This window comes from Pseudomonas sp. F(2018) (assembly GCF_005508865.1).
GTDB lineage: Bacteria > Pseudomonadota > Gammaproteobacteria > Pseudomonadales > Pseudomonadaceae > Aquipseudomonas.
Genome location: NZ_SCOM01000005.1, coordinates 257,406 through 273,919 on the forward strand (window position 1 = coordinate 257,406; position 16,514 = coordinate 273,919).

Annotated in this window: 18 protein-coding genes; 11 read left to right on the forward strand and 7 right to left on the reverse strand. The window is 66.3% G+C overall.

What is annotated here, in order from left to right:
- Window positions 1–21: 21 nt before the first annotated feature.
- From FFS62_RS20690 to FFS62_RS20700, 3 genes are read right to left on the reverse strand one after another with little or no spacing between them, the layout of a single operon-like run.
- Window positions 22–294 carry an oxidative damage protection protein gene (locus tag FFS62_RS20690; RefSeq protein ID WP_137974743.1) on the reverse strand — a complete coding sequence of 91 codons (273 nt, stop codon included), beginning with the start codon at window positions 292–294 and terminating at the stop codon, window positions 22–24.
- Window positions 291–1,358 carry an A/G-specific adenine glycosylase gene (gene mutY, locus FFS62_RS20695; RefSeq protein ID WP_137974744.1) on the reverse strand — a complete coding sequence of 356 codons (1,068 nt, stop codon included), beginning with the start codon at window positions 1,356–1,358 and terminating at the stop codon, window positions 291–293. Before mutY ends, FFS62_RS20690 begins: the two co-directional genes overlap by 4 nt.
- The gene (locus FFS62_RS20700) at window positions 1,355–3,565 is read right to left on the reverse strand and encodes an AsmA family protein (protein WP_137974745.1); all 2,211 of its coding nucleotides are present in this window, start codon (window positions 3,563–3,565) and stop codon (window positions 1,355–1,357) included. The genes mutY and FFS62_RS20700 overlap by 4 nt, the downstream gene beginning before the upstream one ends.
- Window positions 3,566–3,803: 238 nt before the next feature.
- On the opposite strand from FFS62_RS20700, the gene FFS62_RS20705 reads away from it, so the two are divergent.
- Complete coding sequence (locus FFS62_RS20705) at window positions 3,804–5,021, forward strand: sterol desaturase family protein (RefSeq protein WP_137974746.1); 1,218 nt, start codon at window positions 3,804–3,806, stop codon at window positions 5,019–5,021.
- 3 nt (window positions 5,022–5,024) lie between these two features.
- On the opposite strand, the gene FFS62_RS20710 is transcribed toward FFS62_RS20705, so the two are convergent.
- On the reverse strand, window positions 5,025–5,423 hold the full coding sequence (locus FFS62_RS20710; protein WP_137974747.1) for an acetyl-CoA sensor PanZ family protein: 399 nt from the start codon (window positions 5,421–5,423) through the stop codon (window positions 5,025–5,027).
- Between the two features lie 148 nt (window positions 5,424–5,571).
- Here FFS62_RS20710 and hisB point away from each other — a divergent pair, with 148 nt between their 5' ends.
- From hisB to FFS62_RS20750, 8 genes are all read left to right on the forward strand, one after another.
- Entirely contained in the window at window positions 5,572–6,165 is a 594-nt protein-coding gene (hisB, locus tag FFS62_RS20715) for an imidazoleglycerol-phosphate dehydratase HisB (RefSeq protein ID WP_137974748.1), read from the forward strand.
- Entirely contained in the window at window positions 6,165–6,803 is a 639-nt protein-coding gene (gene hisH / locus FFS62_RS20720; RefSeq protein WP_137974749.1) for an imidazole glycerol phosphate synthase subunit HisH, read from the forward strand. The genes hisB and hisH overlap by 1 nt, the downstream gene beginning before the upstream one ends.
- The gene (locus FFS62_RS20725; protein WP_137974750.1) at window positions 6,804–7,061 is read left to right on the forward strand and encodes a DUF2164 domain-containing protein; all 258 of its coding nucleotides are present in this window, start codon (window positions 6,804–6,806) and stop codon (window positions 7,059–7,061) included.
- 37 nt (window positions 7,062–7,098) lie between these two features.
- Window positions 7,099–7,842, forward strand: a complete 744-nt coding sequence (gene hisA, locus FFS62_RS20730) for a 1-(5-phosphoribosyl)-5-[(5-phosphoribosylamino)methylideneamino]imidazole-4-carboxamide isomerase (protein WP_137974751.1) — start codon at window positions 7,099–7,101, stop codon at window positions 7,840–7,842.
- Between the two features lie 17 nt (window positions 7,843–7,859).
- Window positions 7,860–8,630, forward strand: a complete 771-nt coding sequence (gene hisF / locus FFS62_RS20735; protein ID WP_137974752.1) for an imidazole glycerol phosphate synthase subunit HisF — start codon at window positions 7,860–7,862, stop codon at window positions 8,628–8,630.
- A gap of 101 nt (window positions 8,631–8,731) precedes the next feature.
- Window positions 8,732–9,466 (forward strand): ABC transporter substrate-binding protein, encoded by a 735-nt coding sequence (locus FFS62_RS20740; protein WP_137974753.1) that lies wholly within the window; start codon window positions 8,732–8,734, stop codon window positions 9,464–9,466.
- Window positions 9,467–9,720: 254 nt separating this feature from the next.
- Entirely contained in the window at window positions 9,721–10,476 is a 756-nt protein-coding gene (locus FFS62_RS20745; RefSeq protein WP_137974754.1) for an ABC transporter substrate-binding protein, read from the forward strand.
- Between the two features lie 164 nt (window positions 10,477–10,640).
- Window positions 10,641–11,399 carry an ABC transporter substrate-binding protein gene (locus FFS62_RS20750; protein WP_137974859.1) on the forward strand — a complete coding sequence of 253 codons (759 nt, stop codon included), beginning with the start codon at window positions 10,641–10,643 and terminating at the stop codon, window positions 11,397–11,399.
- 57 nt (window positions 11,400–11,456) lie between these two features.
- Here FFS62_RS20750 and FFS62_RS20755 read toward each other — a convergent pair whose 3' ends face one another.
- The 3 genes from FFS62_RS20755 to gpmI form a co-directional block, all read right to left on the reverse strand.
- Window positions 11,457–12,767, reverse strand: coding sequence for a S41 family peptidase (locus FFS62_RS20755; protein ID WP_137974755.1), 1,311 nt, complete (start codon window positions 12,765–12,767; stop codon window positions 11,457–11,459).
- Window positions 12,768–12,808: 41 nt separating this feature from the next.
- Window positions 12,809–14,053 (reverse strand): murein hydrolase activator EnvC, encoded by a 1,245-nt coding sequence (locus tag FFS62_RS20760; RefSeq protein ID WP_137974756.1) that lies wholly within the window; start codon window positions 14,051–14,053, stop codon window positions 12,809–12,811.
- Window positions 14,054–14,161: 108 nt separating this feature from the next.
- Window positions 14,162–15,697: a 2,3-bisphosphoglycerate-independent phosphoglycerate mutase gene (gpmI, locus tag FFS62_RS20765; protein WP_137974757.1), complete on the reverse strand. Its 1,536-nt coding sequence runs from the start codon at window positions 15,695–15,697 to the stop codon at window positions 14,162–14,164.
- 140 nt (window positions 15,698–15,837) lie between these two features.
- Between gpmI and FFS62_RS20770 the strand changes: the two genes are divergently transcribed.
- Together FFS62_RS20770 and grxC are read left to right on the forward strand one after the other, a co-directional pair.
- Window positions 15,838–16,251, forward strand: coding sequence for a rhodanese-like domain-containing protein (locus FFS62_RS20770; RefSeq protein ID WP_137974758.1), 414 nt, complete (start codon window positions 15,838–15,840; stop codon window positions 16,249–16,251).
- A gap of 1 nt (window position 16,252) precedes the next feature.
- The gene (grxC, locus tag FFS62_RS20775) at window positions 16,253–16,507 is read left to right on the forward strand and encodes a glutaredoxin 3 (protein WP_137974759.1); all 255 of its coding nucleotides are present in this window, start codon (window positions 16,253–16,255) and stop codon (window positions 16,505–16,507) included.
- Window positions 16,508–16,514 lie beyond the last annotated feature (7 nt).

The following is a 16,514-nucleotide window of genomic DNA, read 5'->3' on the forward strand; positions in this document are numbered from 1 at the left end:
CGTTTCCGACCCGCGTCCGCATCAGGCACTCGGTGGCACGTAGCCGTCGGCCTTGGCGTAGTCCTCGCCGGAGAGGAACTTGTCCATCTCGGCCTGGAGGAACTTGCGGTCCTCGGCGTTCATCATGTTCAGCCGACGCTCGTTGATCAGCATGGTCTGGTGCGCCTGCCATTCGTCCCAGGCCTTCTTCGACACGTTGTCGAAGATGTCCTGGCCCTTGGCGCCGGGGTAGGGCGGGCGGTCGAGGCCGGGCAGGTCCTCGTTGAACTTGCGGCAATGGATGGTGCGGCTCATGAGATTTCTCCTGCATTCAGTGCATCCGCGGCTCGCTTGAGGAGCTTCTTCACCGGGGCGGCCAGGCCCAGGCGCGGCGGGCTGGCGAGGTTATACCAGAGCCAGTCGCCCTCGGCCACGGCGGGGCTGGCCTGCTCGGCGGGCACCAACCAGGGCTCGATGGCCAGCTGGAAGTGGCTGAAAGTATGGGTCAGCCCGGCCAGTTCGCGCGGCTCTCCGAGGCGCAGGGCATGCTGGTTGGCCAGCGGCGCGAGGCCGGTCAGATCGTCCAGCTCCGGCAGGCTCCACAGACCGCCCCACAGGCCGCTGGAGGGGCGACGGTAGAGCAGGATGGCGCCTTCGCGGTTGGCCAGCAGCGGCATCAGGGTGCGCTTCTGCGGCAGTGCCTTGCGCGGCTTGGATTCGGGGAAGTCGCTCTCGCGGCCGAGCAGATGGGCGCGGCAGCCATCGCGTACCGGGCACAGCAGGCAGCTCGGCTTGCTGCGGGTGCACAGGGTGGCGCCCAGGTCCATCATCGCCTGGGTGTAATTGTTCACTCGCTCATGCGGAGTCAGCTGCTCCGCCAGTTGCCACAGCTGCTCGGCCACCTTGGGTTCGCCCGGGTAGCCGTGCTGGGCCTTGTAGCGGGCCAATACGCGCTTGACGTTGCCGTCGAGGATCGGCGCGCGCAGGCCCATGCTCAGGCTGGCGATGGCGCCGGCGGTGGAGCGGCCGATGCCGGGTAGCTCGGCGAGCTGCTCGACCGAGCGCGGGAACTCGCCGCCATGCTGTTCCACCACCATCTTCGCCGCCTTGTGCAGGTTGCGTGCGCGGGTGTAGTAGCCGAGGCCGGTCCACAGGTGCAGCACCTCGTCTTCCGGCGCCGCCGCCAGCGCCTGCACGGTCGGCAGGGCGTCCATAAATCGGTCGAAGTAGCCGAGCACGGTGCTGACCTGGGTCTGCTGCAGCATGATCTCGGAGACCCACACCCGGTACGGGGTGATGCCCTGCTGCCAGGGCAGCTCCTTGCGGCCGTGCAGGTCGTACCAGGCCAGCACGGCGCCATTGAACTGCTCGGGACTCATCGGTTGAACAGGCCTTTCAGCGCGTCCTTGAGTTCCGGGCTGACCTTGTCGCCGAGCTTCTCGCCGAGCTTGTCGCCGGCCAGCTTGGCGGCGATCTTGCCGAGGCCGTCCTTGTCCAGGCGGCAGGCCTTGGCGCCCAATTCCAGCGGGCCGCGGCAGCGCAGTGGCCATTCCAGGCCGACATAGCGCTCGTTGACCTGGCAGGCCGGGTCCGGCATGGCGCCCTTGTCGCCCTCGATGACGATGCCGACGCGGTAATCCATGCCCAGCACGCGCAGGTCGAGGTCGCCGTCGCCGTTCACTGTCAGGCCGGGGATGCGCGCCTTGAGGTCCGGGTTGCTGGCCACGCCATTGGTGAACTTCAGGTTGCCGTGCAGCTCCTCGAACGGCGTGTCCTTGCCGCGCGGCTCACCTGACAGCGACTTGCGGTTGAGGGTGGCGATGCCCTGGCACAGCTGCTGTTCCAGATTGGCCTCGACCAGCACGCCGTCGCTCAGGCTGAAGCTGGAAGTGCCGTTGAGCGCGTCGATCCAGGCCTTCTGGCTGTTGCCCTGGGTACGCAGGTCGGCGCTCAGGTCGAGCTGGCCGCGTACCGGCGGCTTCTCGCCACGGGCCTCGATCAGCTTCTCCACCGGGATGCGCTTGAGCTGCTGGTTCAGGGTCAGCAGCGGCACGGCCGGGCGGGCGTCGAGCTGCGAGCGGACGACGAACTCGCCGCCATGCAGATCGCCACGCAGTTCCTGCAGGTCGAGCAGGCCGCCCTTGGCGCTGGCTTTGAAGCTGGCGCTTTCGATCGGCAGTTTGCTCAGGGTCAGTTGGCCGAGGCCGATGGTCGCCTGCACGTCGAGCTTGCGCAGGCTCTCCAGCGGCAGGGCAGGCTCGCTGCTCCAGGCCTGCTGGGTCGGCGCGTTCGGCAGCGGCGTGCTGCCGCTCTTGCCGGCGGCGGCCACCGCTTCCTTGACTTCACCCTTGCGCGCCGCGCCGGCATCGGCGTCCTTGTTTTCCGGCGGCAGGTAGCGATCGAGATCGAGCTTGTCACCCTTGAGCTGCAGGCGCAGGGCCTGCTTGGCGAAGTCGCTAACCGCCAGGCTGCCGCTGAAGGTGCTGTCGTCCAGCTTCAGGCTGAGGTCGTTGAGGTTGACGCTGCTCGGCGTGCCGGCCAGGCGGGCGGACATCTCGAAGCGGCTCAGGGTGCCGCTGTCGCGCATGGCGGGCAGGGCGATGCCGATGCCGTCGAGGAATTCGCGCAGGTTGAACTGGGCCAGCGACAGGTTGCCTTCCAGCTGGGCGGTCTTGTCCAGGTCGCGCAGCTTGAGCTCGCCGAGGGCGCGCAGCTGGTTGGCGGAGAGCTTGATGCCGGTCCATTCGGCCACCTGGGCGGACTGGTCGAGCAGCAGCTGGCCCTGGCTGGAGAAGGTCAGGGTCTCGCCACCCAGCGGCTCGCCGGAGGCTTCGCCGGCCAGCTTGAGGTCCTGCAGCTGGTAGCGCTTGAGGCCGCGGTCGAAGCGCAGCAGGCCCTGCAGTTCGGTCTTGGCGCGCACTACCGGCTGGTTGGTGCCGAGGAAGGCCAGCAGCTTGATCGGGATATCGGCGCCCTCGCGGATGGCGCCGGTGGACAGCTCGATGCCCTCAGCGCTGAACTGCTTGCCGCTCTGGGCATCGTGGTAGTCGATGCGCGAGGTGCTGATGGTCAGGCTGTCGATGTCCAGCTTGACCGGCTTGCCACTCTCGTCGGTGGTCTGGGCGGTTGGCTCACTCTGCTCGCCCGATGCTGGCGGGGTCGATTCACTCGGCGCGGGCTTGGCCGGCTGGCCGACGCCTTCCCAGTTGCCGCGGCCTTTCTCGTCGCGCTGCAGGGTCAGGTTGAGGCCGTCGACACGGATGTCGCTCATCTGCACTTCCTGGTACAGCAGCGGCAGCACGCGCACAGACAGGCCGAGCAGGCGCAGGTCGGCGAAGGGTTTGTCCGGGGTGTCGGTGCTGGCCAGGGTGGCGTCGGTCAGCTCCAGGCCGAGCCAGGGGAACAGGCTCCAGCCGATGTCGCCCTTGAGCTGCAGTTCGAGGTTGGCCTTGTCGCGGGCCAGTTGCTGGATCTCGTCCTTGTAGTCGTTGGGGTCGAACAGGTGGGTCAGGGCGAAGCCGAGGCCGACGATGATCAGCAGCAGCCCGAGAAATACCAGACCCAGGATTTTGCCAATGGCTTTCATGGACCAGTCCTTGTGTGGAGTTCTTCTATATAGGGGCGGGAGTATACCGCCGCCGTGTGGCGCGGCGAGCGCCATGCGTGGCAGGGGTTGGATGACCAGGTCGACGAGCGGTTCCCCTGCGACCTGTGCCTGCGATGGCGCGCGGGGAAAGCCGTTTTGGCAGCGACGGCCCATCCGCCGCCGGCGTTCCGGGGTTAGGCTGCCAGCATAACAACAAGGATTCGCCTGTGAGGTGGTGATGAATATCGTGGTGATGGCCGTGCCGTTGTACATCCTGCTGATGCTGCTGGAGCTCGCCTATGAGCGCTGGAGCGGCCGTCACACCTATCGCCTGGCCGACGCCACCACCAGCATCAACACCGCCGTGTTGCGCGTGTTGCTGGAGGGTCCGCTGCGTCTGCTGCTGGTCATCCCCTACGCCTGGCTGTACGAGCATGCGCGGCTGTGGACGCTGGATCCGACCTCGCCCTGGACCTGGCTGCTCGGCTTCGTCGCCGTGGACTTCTGCTTCTACTGGGCGCACCGCAGCCTGCACCGCTACAACCTGCTGTGGGGTGCGCACCAGCCGCACCACTCCAGCGAGGACTTCAACCTGTCCACCGCCCTGCGCAAGGGTGCCTTCCAGACCGCCTTCGACTGGCCCTTCTACCTGCCGCTGGCCTTGCTCGGCCTGCCGCTGCCGCTGTTCCTGGTGCTGCTCGGCGCGCAGCTGGTCTACCAGTTCTGGATTCACTCGCAGCATATCGGCCGCTTGGGCGTGCTGGAGTGGTTTATGGTCACGCCGACCAATCACCGCGTGCATCACGGCCAGAACGATCGCTACATCGACAAGAACCACGGCGGTGTATTCCTGGTCTGGGACCGTCTGTTTGGCACCTACGCCGACGAGGACGAGCCGGTGCGCTATGGCGTGACCACCCCGGTGCGTACCTTCGATCTGATCCGCCTGCAGTTTTCCTGGTGGCGCCTGCTGTGGGCCGACGCCGTGGCGACCCGCTCCTGGTGGGACAAGCTGCGCCTGTGGTGGATGCCCACCGGCTGGCGCCCGGCGGATGTGGCCGAGCGGCCCTGGCCGAAGATGGGCGCGGACAAGTTCGACTGCGCCTATCCGGCGAGTCTGAAGTGGTATGCCTTCCTGCAGTTCGTGGCGATCAACGCCATGGCCCTGTTCTATCTGGCCTCGGTGAAGCGCGCCGAGCTGTGGCAGCCGCTGTTGCTGGCGCTGCTGATCCTCGCCGGCTGCATCGGCCTCGGCCTGCTGTTCGAAGGCAAGCGCGCGCTGTGGAAGGTAGAGGCGGGGCGTCAGGTACTGATGGCCGGCGCGGCGCTGGCCTGGGTGCTGTGGCTGGCACCGCAGCAGCTGGCGCTCGGCCTGGTGCTGGTCGGGCTGTGCCTGGCCAGCCTGCTGTGGCTGGTCTGGCTGGCGGCCAGGCCGCAGATGGCGCAGGCGTCCTAGGGCTTACAGGCTGTCCAGCGGCAGACCGCTGCGCGCGGCCAGGGCCTGGCTCTCCAGGTGATCCTTGGGGGCGGCCAGGTGCAGCGGCTTGCCGGCCTCGGCGGCCAGGCGCCGCGCCTCGTCGAGGATGCGTCGGGCCACGCCGCGCTTGCGGGTGACCTTGCGCACGCACAGGTGCGACAGGCGCCAGTGCTGCTCACCGCGCTCCAGCAGGGCGGCGCCGAGCAGGCGATCGTTGAAGCGCCCGGCGATCAGCTTGCCCTTGCCGATGCCATCGGCCAGCAGGGCGTCGATGCTGGCGTAGGGCTCGAGCAGCCAGTCCGGGGCGTCGGCGTAGACCTTGCCCAGGTCGGTGTGGTCCTGGGCGGACGGGCGACTGACGATTTCGACCAGAACGGGCATGGCGACTTCCTCGCAAGAGCAGGCTGCGCAGTGTAAAGCCAGCTCAATCGCGCCGATAGCCATTGCCCCGACCGCCGCCGGTAGCCGCCAAAGCCACGGCCCGCCTATAATGGCGGCCTTTTCCCGTGAGCAGCCTGTGGAGCTGGAGATGGCCGAACGTACGGCATCCGTCGAGCGCAACACCCTGGAGACCCAGATCAAGGTCTCGATCAACCTGGATGGTACCGGCAAGGCCAAGTTCGATATTGGCGTGCCGTTCCTCGAGCACATGCTCGACCAGATCGCCCGTCATGGCCTGATCGACCTCGATATCGAGTGCAAGGGCGACCTGCACATCGACGACCACCACACCGTGGAAGACGTCGGCATCACCCTAGGCCAGGCCTTCACCAAGGCGGTCGGCGACAAGAAGGGCATGACCCGCTACGGCCACTCCTATGTGCCGCTGGACGAAGCCCTGTCGCGCGTGGTGATCGACTTCTCCGGTCGTCCGGGCCTGCAGATGCACGTGCCGTTCACCCGCGCGGTGGTCGGCGGCTTCGACGTGGACCTGTTCCAGGAATTCTTCCAGGGCTTCGTCAACCACGCCCTGGTCAGCCTGCATATCGACAACCTGCGTGGCACCAACACCCACCACCAGATCGAGACCGTGTTCAAGGCCTTCGGCCGCGCCCTGCGCATGGCCGTCGAGCTGGACCCGCGCATGGCTGGGCAGATGCCGTCGACCAAGGGCGTGCTCTGATGCAGACGGTTGCCGTCATCGACTACGGCATGGGCAACCTGCACTCGGTGGCCAAGGCTCTCGAGCACGTCGGCGCCGGGCGAGTGATCGTCACCAGTGATGCCAGTGTGATCCGCGAGGCCGATCGCGTGGTGTTTCCCGGCGTCGGCGCGATCCGCGACTGCATGGCCGAGATCAGGCGCCTGGGCTTCGACAGCCTGGTGCGCGAAGTCAGCCAGGACCGTCCGTTCCTCGGCATCTGCGTCGGCATGCAGGCGCTGCTGGAGCGCAGCGAAGAGAACGGCGGTGTCGACTGCATCGGCCTGTTCCCCGGCCAGGTGCGCTTCTTCGGCAAGGACCTGCATGAAGACGGCGAGCACCTGAAGGTGCCGCACATGGGCTGGAACGAAGTGGCGCAGGTGGTCGATCACCCGCTGTGGCACGAGATTCCGGACCACGGCCGCTTCTACTTCGTGCACAGCTACTACATAGAGGCCGGTAACCCGGCGCAGGTGGTCGGCCGTGGCCATTACGGCAAGGACTTCGCCGCCGCGCTGGCCGATGGCTCGCGCTTCGCCGTGCAGTTCCACCCGGAGAAGAGCCATACCCATGGCCTGCAGCTGCTGCAGAACTTCGTCGCCTGGGATGGCCGCCGGTAAATGAGCCGGGGCAAGAAGACTGCGCAGCTGGAGCTTGAGGGCGCTCAGCAGCAGGCGGCGTTGCAGGTGCTGGGGCGCTTTCTGGAAGACCGCTTCGAACTCGAGTTGGGCTCGTTCGAAGTGCAGGAAGTGCTCGACCTGATCAGCCGCGAGATTGCCCCGCACTACTACAACAAGGCGATCTCCGATGTGCAGGCGGTGCTGTCCGACCGCTTCGCCAGCATGGAGAGCGACCTGTGGGCGCTCGAGAAGAGCTGACCCTTCACCGAATTCACGACTTGAGCAGGTTCAACCGATGCTGATTATCCCCGCTATCGATCTCAAGGACGGCGCCTGCGTGCGTCTGCGCCAGGGCCGCATGGAAGACTCCACGGTGTTCTCCGACGATCCGGTGAGCATGGCTGCCAAGTGGGTCGAGGGCGGCTGCCGCCGTCTGCACCTGGTCGACCTGAACGGCGCCTTCGAGGGTCAGCCGGTCAACGGCGAGGTGGTCACCGCCATCGCCAAGCGTTACCCGAACCTGCCGATCCAGATCGGCGGCGGCATCCGTACCCTGGAAACCATCGAGCACTATGTGCGCGCCGGCGTCAGCTACGTGATCATCGGCACCAAGGCGGTGAAAGATCCGCAGTTCGTCACCGATGCCTGCAAGGCCTTCCCGGGCAAGGTCATCGTCGGCCTGGATGCCAAGGACGGCTTCGTCGCCACCGATGGCTGGGCCGAGGTATCGACCGTGCAGGCCACCGACCTGGCCAAGCGCTTCGAGGCCGACGGCGTGTCCGCCATCGTTTATACCGACATCGCCAAAGACGGTATGATGCAGGGCTGCAACATCCCGGCGACCGTGGCCCTGGCCAACGCCAGCCGCATCCCGGTGATCGCCTCCGGCGGCATCCACAACATCGGCGACATCCAGGCCCTGCTGGACACCAGCAATCGCGGCATCATCGGCGCCATCACCGGTCGTGCGATCTACGAAGGCACCCTGGACGTGGCCGAGGCCCAGGCCATCTGCGACCTTAAGAACAAGGTCGAGTAAGTCGACGGAGCTATAGCATGGCACTGGCAAAGCGCATCATCCCCTGCCTCGACGTGGACAACGGCCGCGTGGTCAAGGGTGTCCAGTTCGAGAACATCCGCGACGCCGGCGACCCGGTGGAAATCGCGCGCCGCTACAACGAGCAGGGCGCCGACGAGATCACCTTCCTCGACATCACCGCCAGCGTCGACGGCCGCGACACCACCCTGCACACGGTGGAGCGCATGGCCAGCCAGGTGTTCATCCCGCTCACCGTCGGTGGCGGCGTGCGCACCGTGCAGGACATCCGCAACCTGCTGAATGCCGGCGCGGACAAGGTCTCGATCAACACCGCCGCGGTGTTCAACCCGGAGTTCGTCGGCGAGGCCGCTGATCGCTTCGGCTCCCAGTGCATCGTCGTCGCCATCGACGCCAAGCGCGTCTCCGCGCCGGGCGAGCCGGGTCGCTGGGAGATCTTCACCCACGGCGGGCGCAAGCCGACCGGCCTGGATGCCGTGCTGTGGGCAAAGAAGATGGAAGACCTCGGCGCCGGCGAGATCCTGCTGACCAGCATGGATCAGGACGGAGTGAAGAGCGGCTACGACCTGGGCGTGACCCGCGCCATCAGCGAGACGGTGGGCATCCCGGTGATCGCCTCCGGCGGCGTCGGCAACCTGGAGCACCTGGCCGCCGGCATTCTCGAAGGCAAGGCCGATGCGGTGCTGGCCGCCAGCATCTTCCACTTCGGCGAATACAGCGTGCCGGAGGCCAAGGCCTACCTGGCCAGCCGCGGCATCGTGGTGCGCTGAAACAGCGGCTGTGCGGGAGTCGCTAACCCCCTGCAGTAGGGCTGGCTAAAATGCCGGTGTCAGTTCGCGCTCGCGAACGCCCCTATCTGCAAGGAGTTCTTATGTTGTTCCCAAGGATGCTGGCCCTGTTCCTGCTGTTGGTCGGCACCACCCAGGCGCGTGCCGAGTCGCTGGTGCTGCTCACGGAAAATCTTCCGCCCTTCAACATGGCCGTCAGCGGCGGCAACTTCGCCCGCGACGAGGGCGTCAGCGGCATCAGCTCCGAGACCATGCGTCTGGTCTGCCAGCGCGCGGCCATCGAGTGCCAGCAGATTCTCCGCTTCCCCTGGGAGCGGGTCTACAACCAGGCCCTCAAGGATGCCGGCTACGGTCTGTTCTCGGTGGCCCGTACGGCAGAGCGCGAAGACCTATTCAAGTGGGTCGGTCCCATCGCCAGCGAAGACTGGGTGCTGCTCGCCCGTGGTGATTCGCCGATCCAGCTGAGCAGCCTGGATCAGGCCAAGCAGTATCGGCTGGGTGGCTATAAGGGCGATGCGCCCAGCGAGAAGGTGGTCGAGGCCGGCCTGGACGTGCAGCAGTCGCTGTACGACAAGGAGAACCCGGTACGCCTGGCCGAGGGGCAGATCGACCTGTGGGTCACCTCGTCGATCGCCGGCCAGTACCTGGCCCGTCAGCAGGGCTACAAGGACTTCCGCGTGGTCCTGACCTTCGGTCGTGGCGACCTCTACCTGGCGCTCAACAAGCAGACGCCGGACGCCACCGTGGACAAGCTGCGCACCGCCCTCGAGCAGCTGCGCAGCGAAGGCCAGTTGCAGACCATCGCCCAGAAGTACTGATTGCGCAGCCATCTGATACAAGCACCCGCCGTCCTCGGGTTGGTTCGCTTCTTGCGTGCCTTGCGCCGCGAGCGATTCCTCGGCGACGGCCGGCGTGACGCAGTTCAACGTAGTTGGTCGATGGCGTGGCACTATGCGCGCTTCCAACTGCGCCGGTCAGTGTGCCGGTCGGAGCCGCCCAGGGTGCAACGCCCCGTGGTCGGCCACTTGCAGAGAAGTCGCCCAAACAACCATAACTCTGGAGCTGTACTGCAATGTTGAAATATCTGCACAAGGGGCTGTTTCTCGGCCTGCTGGTACTGGCCGGTGGCGCCCGAGCCGAAATCTCCGAAGACTACAAGGTGGTCCTGCTGACGGAGAACTTCCCGCCGTTCAACATGGCCATCGACGACAAGAACTTCGCCCGTGACGACAGCATCGACGGCATCAGTGCCGACATCGTGCGCGAGATGTTCAAGCGTGCCGGCATCGGCTACAACCTGAGCCTGCGCTTCCCCTGGGATCGCATCTATCGCCTGACCTTGGACAAGGCCAACTACGGGCTGTTCTCCACCACCTTCACCGAAGAGCGCAAGCCGCTGTTCAAGTGGGTCGGCCCGCTGGCCAAGAGCGAGTGGGTGCTGCTCGCCGCGCCGGGTAGCACGATCAAGGTCAACAACCTCGAAGAAGCGCGCAAGTACAACGTCGGCGCCTACAAGAACGATGCCGTCAGCCAGCACCTGGAGAGCAAGGGCCTGACCCCGATCAACTCCCTGCGCGACCAGGAGAACGTGGCCAAGCTGATGAGCGGCAAGATCGACCTGTGGGCCACCACCGATCCGGTCGGCCGTTACCTGGCCAAGCAGGAAGGCGCCAGCGGCCTGCAGGTCGTGCTGCGCTTCAACAGTGCCGAGCTGTTCCTGGCGCTGAACAAGGAGACCCCGGACGAGGTGGTCGAGCGCCTGCAGAAGGCCCTGGACGAGCTGCGCGGCGAAGGCTTCGTCGACGAGATCACCAACAACTATCTGTAAGCCTCCCGGGCGCCATTGGCGCCCGCCCGCCGGGCAGTGGCGGCACACCGCTACTGCTTCCCGGTTCGTGCTAACCTTCTGCCGCCCCGTGGCCTCAGCCGCCTTGCGGGCACCGGAGGGCGCATGCTCTCCCGCCTCTCCCGACTGTCAAGGATACGGATATGTTGTTGAAGCGACTGACCATGGTGTTGCTGGGCCTGGGCCTGCTGTTGTCCACCCTGGCGCGAGCCGAGCTGCCCGCCGACTACAAGGTGGTGCTGCAAACCGAGAACTTCCCGCCCTACAACATGGCGACCAACGGCAAGAATTTCGCCCGTGAGGAGAACCTCACCGGCATCGCGGTGGACGTGGTGCGCGAAACCTTCAAGGCGGCCGGCATCCCCTACACCATGACCTTGCGCTTCCCCTGGGCGCGGGTCTACAAGATGGCCCTGGAAACCCCGAACAACGGCGCGTTCGTGATGGCCAAGCTGCCGGAGCGCGAGAAGCTGTTCAAGTGGGTCGGCCCCATCGGCCCGGACGACTGGGTCATGCTGGCCAAGGCCGACAGCACCATCAATCTGATCAGCCTGGAGCAGGCCAAGTCCTACCGGGTCGGCGCCTACAAGGGCGACGCCATCGAGGAACACCTGATCAAGCAGGGCCTGGAGCCGGTCAGCTCGTTCCGCGACCAGGAGAACGCGCACAAGCTGCAGGAAGGCAAGATCGACCTTTGGGCCACTGGCGATCCCGCCGGTCGCTACCTGGCCAAGCAGGAAGGCATCACCGGTCTGAAGACCGTGCTGCGCTTCGACAGCGCCCAGCTGTACCTGGCGCTGAACCCGGAAACCCCGGACGAAGTGATCGAACGTCTGCAGAAGGCTCTCGATGGCCTGCGTGCCAGCGGCAAGGTCGACCAGATCTTCCAGAGCTACGTGCAGTAAGTTCTGCGCACATGAAAAACCCGGGCTTGCCCGGGTTTTTTATTGCCATCGGCGGTATCAGTCGCCGCGGGTGACGCTCAGGCCCTTGAGCAGGTTGAGCGCCTGGCTCAGCTGGTAGTCGTCGTCCTGCGGGCGCGGATCCTGTTTCTTCTTGCCGTTGCTCGGCTTGTCCGCGCCGCCGTTGCCGTTGCCCAGGTGGCCGGCCAGATCCGCTTCCTTGATCAGCTCGCCGCCTTCCTCGCGGGTCAGCTTGGCGCGCGCCACCTCGATGTCCGGCACTATGCCTTGGGCCTGGATGGAGCGGCCGTTGGGGGTGAAGTACAGGGCAGTGGTGAGCTTCAGGGCGCGGTCGTTGTTCAGCGGCAGCACGGTCTGCACCGAGCCCTTGCCGAAGCTGTCGGTGCCCATCAGCACGCCGCGCTTGTGGTCCTGCAGGGCGCCGGCGACGATCTCCGAGGCCGAGGCGCTGCCGCCGTTGATCAGTACCACCAGCGGTACGCCTTCGCTGGCGTCGGCCGGGTCGGCGTTGAAGCGCAGCTCGGAGTTGGCGATGCGGCCCTCGGTGTAGACGATCAGGCCCTTCTTGAGGAAGTGGTCGGAGACCTCCACCGCCGCCTGCAGCACGCCGCCGGGGTTGTTGCGCAGGTCCAGGACCAGGCCGCGCAGCTTCTTGCCGTTGTCCTTGCGCAGCTTGGCCAGGGCCTTGCCGACTTCCTCGCCGGTGTTGACCTGGAACTGGGTGATGCGGATCAGGCCGTAGCCGTCTTCCAGCAGCTGGCTCTTCACGCTCTTGACCTTGATCACCGCGCGGGTCAGCTCGACGTCGAACGGGCGACCGCCCTCGCGCACCAGGGTCAGGTTGATCTTGCTGCCGGCCTTGCCGCGCATCTTGTCCACCGCTTCCATCAGCGACAAGCCCTTGGTCGGCTGGCCATCGATCTTGACGATCAAATCGCCCGGCTGGATGCCGGCCTTGGAGGCGGGGGTGTCGTCGATCGGCGAGACCACCTTGATGAAGCCGTCTTCGGTGCCGACCTCGATGCCGAGGCCGCCGAACTCGCCGCTGGTGCTCTCCTGCAGCTCGGCGAAGGCTTCCGGCTCCAGGTAGGCGGAGTGCGGGTCAAGGTTGCTGAGCATGCCCTTGATGGCGTTCTCCAGCAGGGTCTTGTCGTCCACCGGCTCGACGTAGGCGGCCTTGATGCGGTCCATCACCTCGGCGAAGGTGCGCAGCTCTTCCAGCGGCAGCGGCGCCTTGCCATTGACCGCTGCGGCGGGCGCCTCGGCAACTTCGGCGGCCAGCACGGCGGGGCTGCCGAGCAGCAGGCCGATGGCCAGGGCGATGGGGGTGAGGCGACGGAATTGCTGCATGTGAACTCCCAATGTAATGAGGCGCTGACAGCGTCTGGCTGTCATCCCTGGGCGCGGCACCATTGCGCCGGATCGCTCGGGCGACCCTGCTGGCGAATGGCGAAATACAGCGCCGGGGTGTCCTGGCCGCCGCTGGTGCCGACCGTGGCGATGGCCTCGCCGGCTTGCACCAGGTCGCCGGCATCCTTCAACAGACTCTGATTGTGGCCGTACAGGCTCAGATAACCGTTACCGTGGTCGAGGATGACCAGAAGCCCGGCGCCGCGCAACCAGTCGGCGAACACCACGCGCCCGCCATGCACCGCATGTACCTGGCTGCCGGCAGAGGCGCCGATCATGACGCCGTCCCATTTGGCCCGGGAATCGCCATCACGGGTGGAGCCGAAGCGTGCCACCAGGCGGCCGTTGACCGGCCACGGCAGCTTGCCTTTGGCCTTGGCGAAGGGCCCGCCGAAGCTGGCGCCATCGCTGGAGACCGCAGGGCCCAGCGGCAGCGGCTTGCTGTTGGGGTTGCGTGCCTGTTGTGCTTCCACGGCGGCCAGGCGCCGCGCTTCTTCGGCTTCGCGGGCCTGACGGGCCAGGGTTTCCTCGATGGTCTTGAGAACACGAGCGAGCTCGATCTGTTCCTGCTCGCGTGCCTTGAGCTTGCGGTCGCCGGCGCCGTATTCCTTGTTCAGCTTGGCCAGCGCGGCCTGGCGCTCCTTGCGCACGGCGGCGAGGGCCTCGCGGCGACTGTCCAGCGCGCCTTTCTGCTCCAGCAACTGGTTCTGCTGGTTGGCGATATCGGCTTCCACGTTGGCCAGCTGGCGCAGGGTCTCGTTGAAGGCGCTCAGCTGCTCCAGGCGGGCCTTGCCGAGGTAGTCGTAGTAGGTGAGGGTGCGTGCGAACTGTTCCGGCTGCTGCTGGTTGAGCAGCAGGCGTAGCGGCTCCTGCTGGCCGCTCTGGTAGGCGGCACGGGCCTGGATGGCGATCAGCCGTTGCTGCTCAAGGCGCGATTGCTGGAGTTTTTTTTTCTCCTGGTCGAGGCGCTTGAGCTCTTCCTCGCTCTTCTTCAGCTCGCCTTCCAGGCCCTTGACCTGCTTCTCCAGGCCGCCCATTTCCTTCTCGGTGCGCTTGAGCTCCTTCTGCACGCCGGATTTCTCCTGCTGCAGCTTCTCCAGCAGCTTCTTCAGCTCGGCCACGTCGGTGCGGGCGGCTTCCAGCTGTTTCTGGGTTTCCGCCTTCTCGTCGGCGAAGGCCGGAGCGAGCAGGCAGGACAGGAGGACGAGAGTGAGGGCGCGGAACATGGGCGATGCGGCACCTGGGGCGGGGAAGGGGCCTAGTATGCCCGTGGTGCCGAGCAAAAAAAACGCCCGCCGGCGGCAGCCGGCGAGCGCTTCACGGATTGCTCCGGGTTATTGCAGTTCGACGATGGTCTTGCCGGTCATTTCAGTCGGCACCGGCATGCCCATCAGGGTCAGCAGGGTCGGTGCCACGTCGGCCAGCACGCCACCGGCGCGGATAGTCGCGGCACGCTTGCCGACATAGATGAACGGCACCGGTTCGCAGGTGTGGGCGGTGTGCGCCTGGCCGGTGCACTCGTCCTCCATCTGCTCGACGTTGCCGTGGTCGGCGGTGATCAGCGCCTCGCCGCCGACCTTGTCCAGCGCCGCGACGATGCGGCCGACGCAGCTGTCCAGGGTCTCGACGGCGGCGACGGCGGCGGAGAATACGCCGGTGTGGCCGACCATGTCGCCGTTGGCGTAGTTGACGATGATCACGTCGAAGCGCTGGTGCTCGATGGCATCCACGATCTTGTCGGTGACTTCCGGTGCGCTCATCTCCGGCTTGAGGTCGTAGGTGGCGACGTTGGGTGAGGGGATCAGGATGCGCTCTTCGCCGGCGAAGGGCTCTTCGCGGCCGCCGGAGAAGAAGAAGGTGACGTGGGCGTACTTCTCGGTCTCGGCGATGCGCAGCTGGGTCTTGCCGTTGTTGGCCAAGTACTCGCCGAGCACGTTGGTCAGCAGCTCCGGCTTGTAGGCGCTGGGCGCCGGGATGCTCGCCGCGTACTGGGTCAGCATCACGAAGCCGGCCAGTTGCGGCACGCGCTTGCGCTCGAATTCCTTGAAGTCGACCTCGACGAAGGCGCGGGTCAGCTCGCGGGCGCGGTCGGCGCGGAAGTTCATGAAGACGATGGCGTCGCCGTCTTCGACCTTCACCGGCTCGCCGATGGTGGTGGCCTTGACGAACTCGTCGCTCTCGTCGCGGGCGTAGGCGGCCTGCAGGCCCTCGACGGCGCTGGCGGCGTTGAACTGGCCCTGGCCTTCGACGATCAGGTGGTAGGCCTGCTCGACACGGTCCCAGCGGTTGTCGCGGTCCATGGCGAAGTAGCGGCCGGTGAGGCTGGCGATGCGGCCCTTGCCGAGCCTGGCGAAGGTGGCGTCGAGCAGCTCGATGGACGGCTGGGCGCTTTTCGGCGGGGTGTCGCGGCCGTCGAGGAAGGCGTGCAGATAGATCTTCTCGGCGCCGCGGCGGGCGGCCAGTTCGGCCATGGCGACCAGGTGGTCCTGGTGGCTGTGTACGCCGCCGTCCGACAGCAGGCCGAGGATATGCACGGCCTTGCCGGCGCCGACGGCCTTGTCGACGGCGGCATTGATCTCTCTGTTCTCGAAGAACTCGCCGTCGCGGATCGCCTTGGTCACCCGGGTGAAGTCCTGGTACACCACGCGGCCGGCGCCGAGGTTCATGTGGCCGACCTCGGAGTTGCCCATTTGTCCGTCCGGCAGGCCCACGTCCATGCCGCTGCCGGAGATCAGGCCGTGCGGATAGGTGGCGCGCAGACGGTCGTAGACCGGCGTGTTGGCCGCGTGGATGGCGTTGTACTCGGGGTTGTCGCTGTGGCCGAAGCCGTCGAGGATGATCAGGACCAGGGGTTTGGGCGTGGCGCTCATGAAAGCTGGCTCGCTATGGATGATCAAAAAAGGTCGCGCATTTTAGCGGCGGAAGCCCGCCGCGTCACCGCCGGGCGGGGCTTGGCCCGATGGGCGCGCTGTGTATACTGGCCGCCATTTTAAGGCTTTGGAACCTCCCGATGTTGGCCCAACTGATTGAATTTGCCACTAACCACTATGCATTGGTCGGCTGCTTCGCCGTGCTGGCGGTGCTGCTGCTGGTCACCGAGCTGCGCAAGGGCGGGCAGAGCCTGTCCAGCCGTGAGCTGACCGCGCTGGTCAACCGCGACGAGGCGGTGGTGCTGGACATTCGCAACAGCAAGGATTTCGCCGGCGGTCATATCGTCGATGCCCTGAACATCCCGTTCGACAAGGTCGCCAGCCGTATTGCCGAACTGGAGAAGCACAAGGCCAAGACCATCATCGTGGTCGACGCCATGGGCCAGCATGCCGGCAGCGTCGCTCGCGACCTGAAGAAGGCCGGCTTCACGGCGGCCAAGCTGGGTGGCGGCATCGCCAGCTGGCGCAGCGACAACCTGCCGGTAGTCAAGTGACATGAACGAGGTGGTCGTCTATTCCAGCGCCTGGTGCCCCTACTGCATCCGCGCCAAGCAGTTGCTCAGCGGCAAGGGTGTGGCGTTCCGCGAGATCAGCGTGGACGGCCAGCCCCAGGTGCGTGCCGAGATGACGCGCAAGGCCGGGCGCACCTCGGTGCCGCAGATCTGGATCGGCGCGACCCATGTCGGTGGCTGTGACGACCTCTTTGCCCTGGAGCGCGCCGGCAAGCTCGACGCCCTGCTCGGCGCCTGAACCCTTT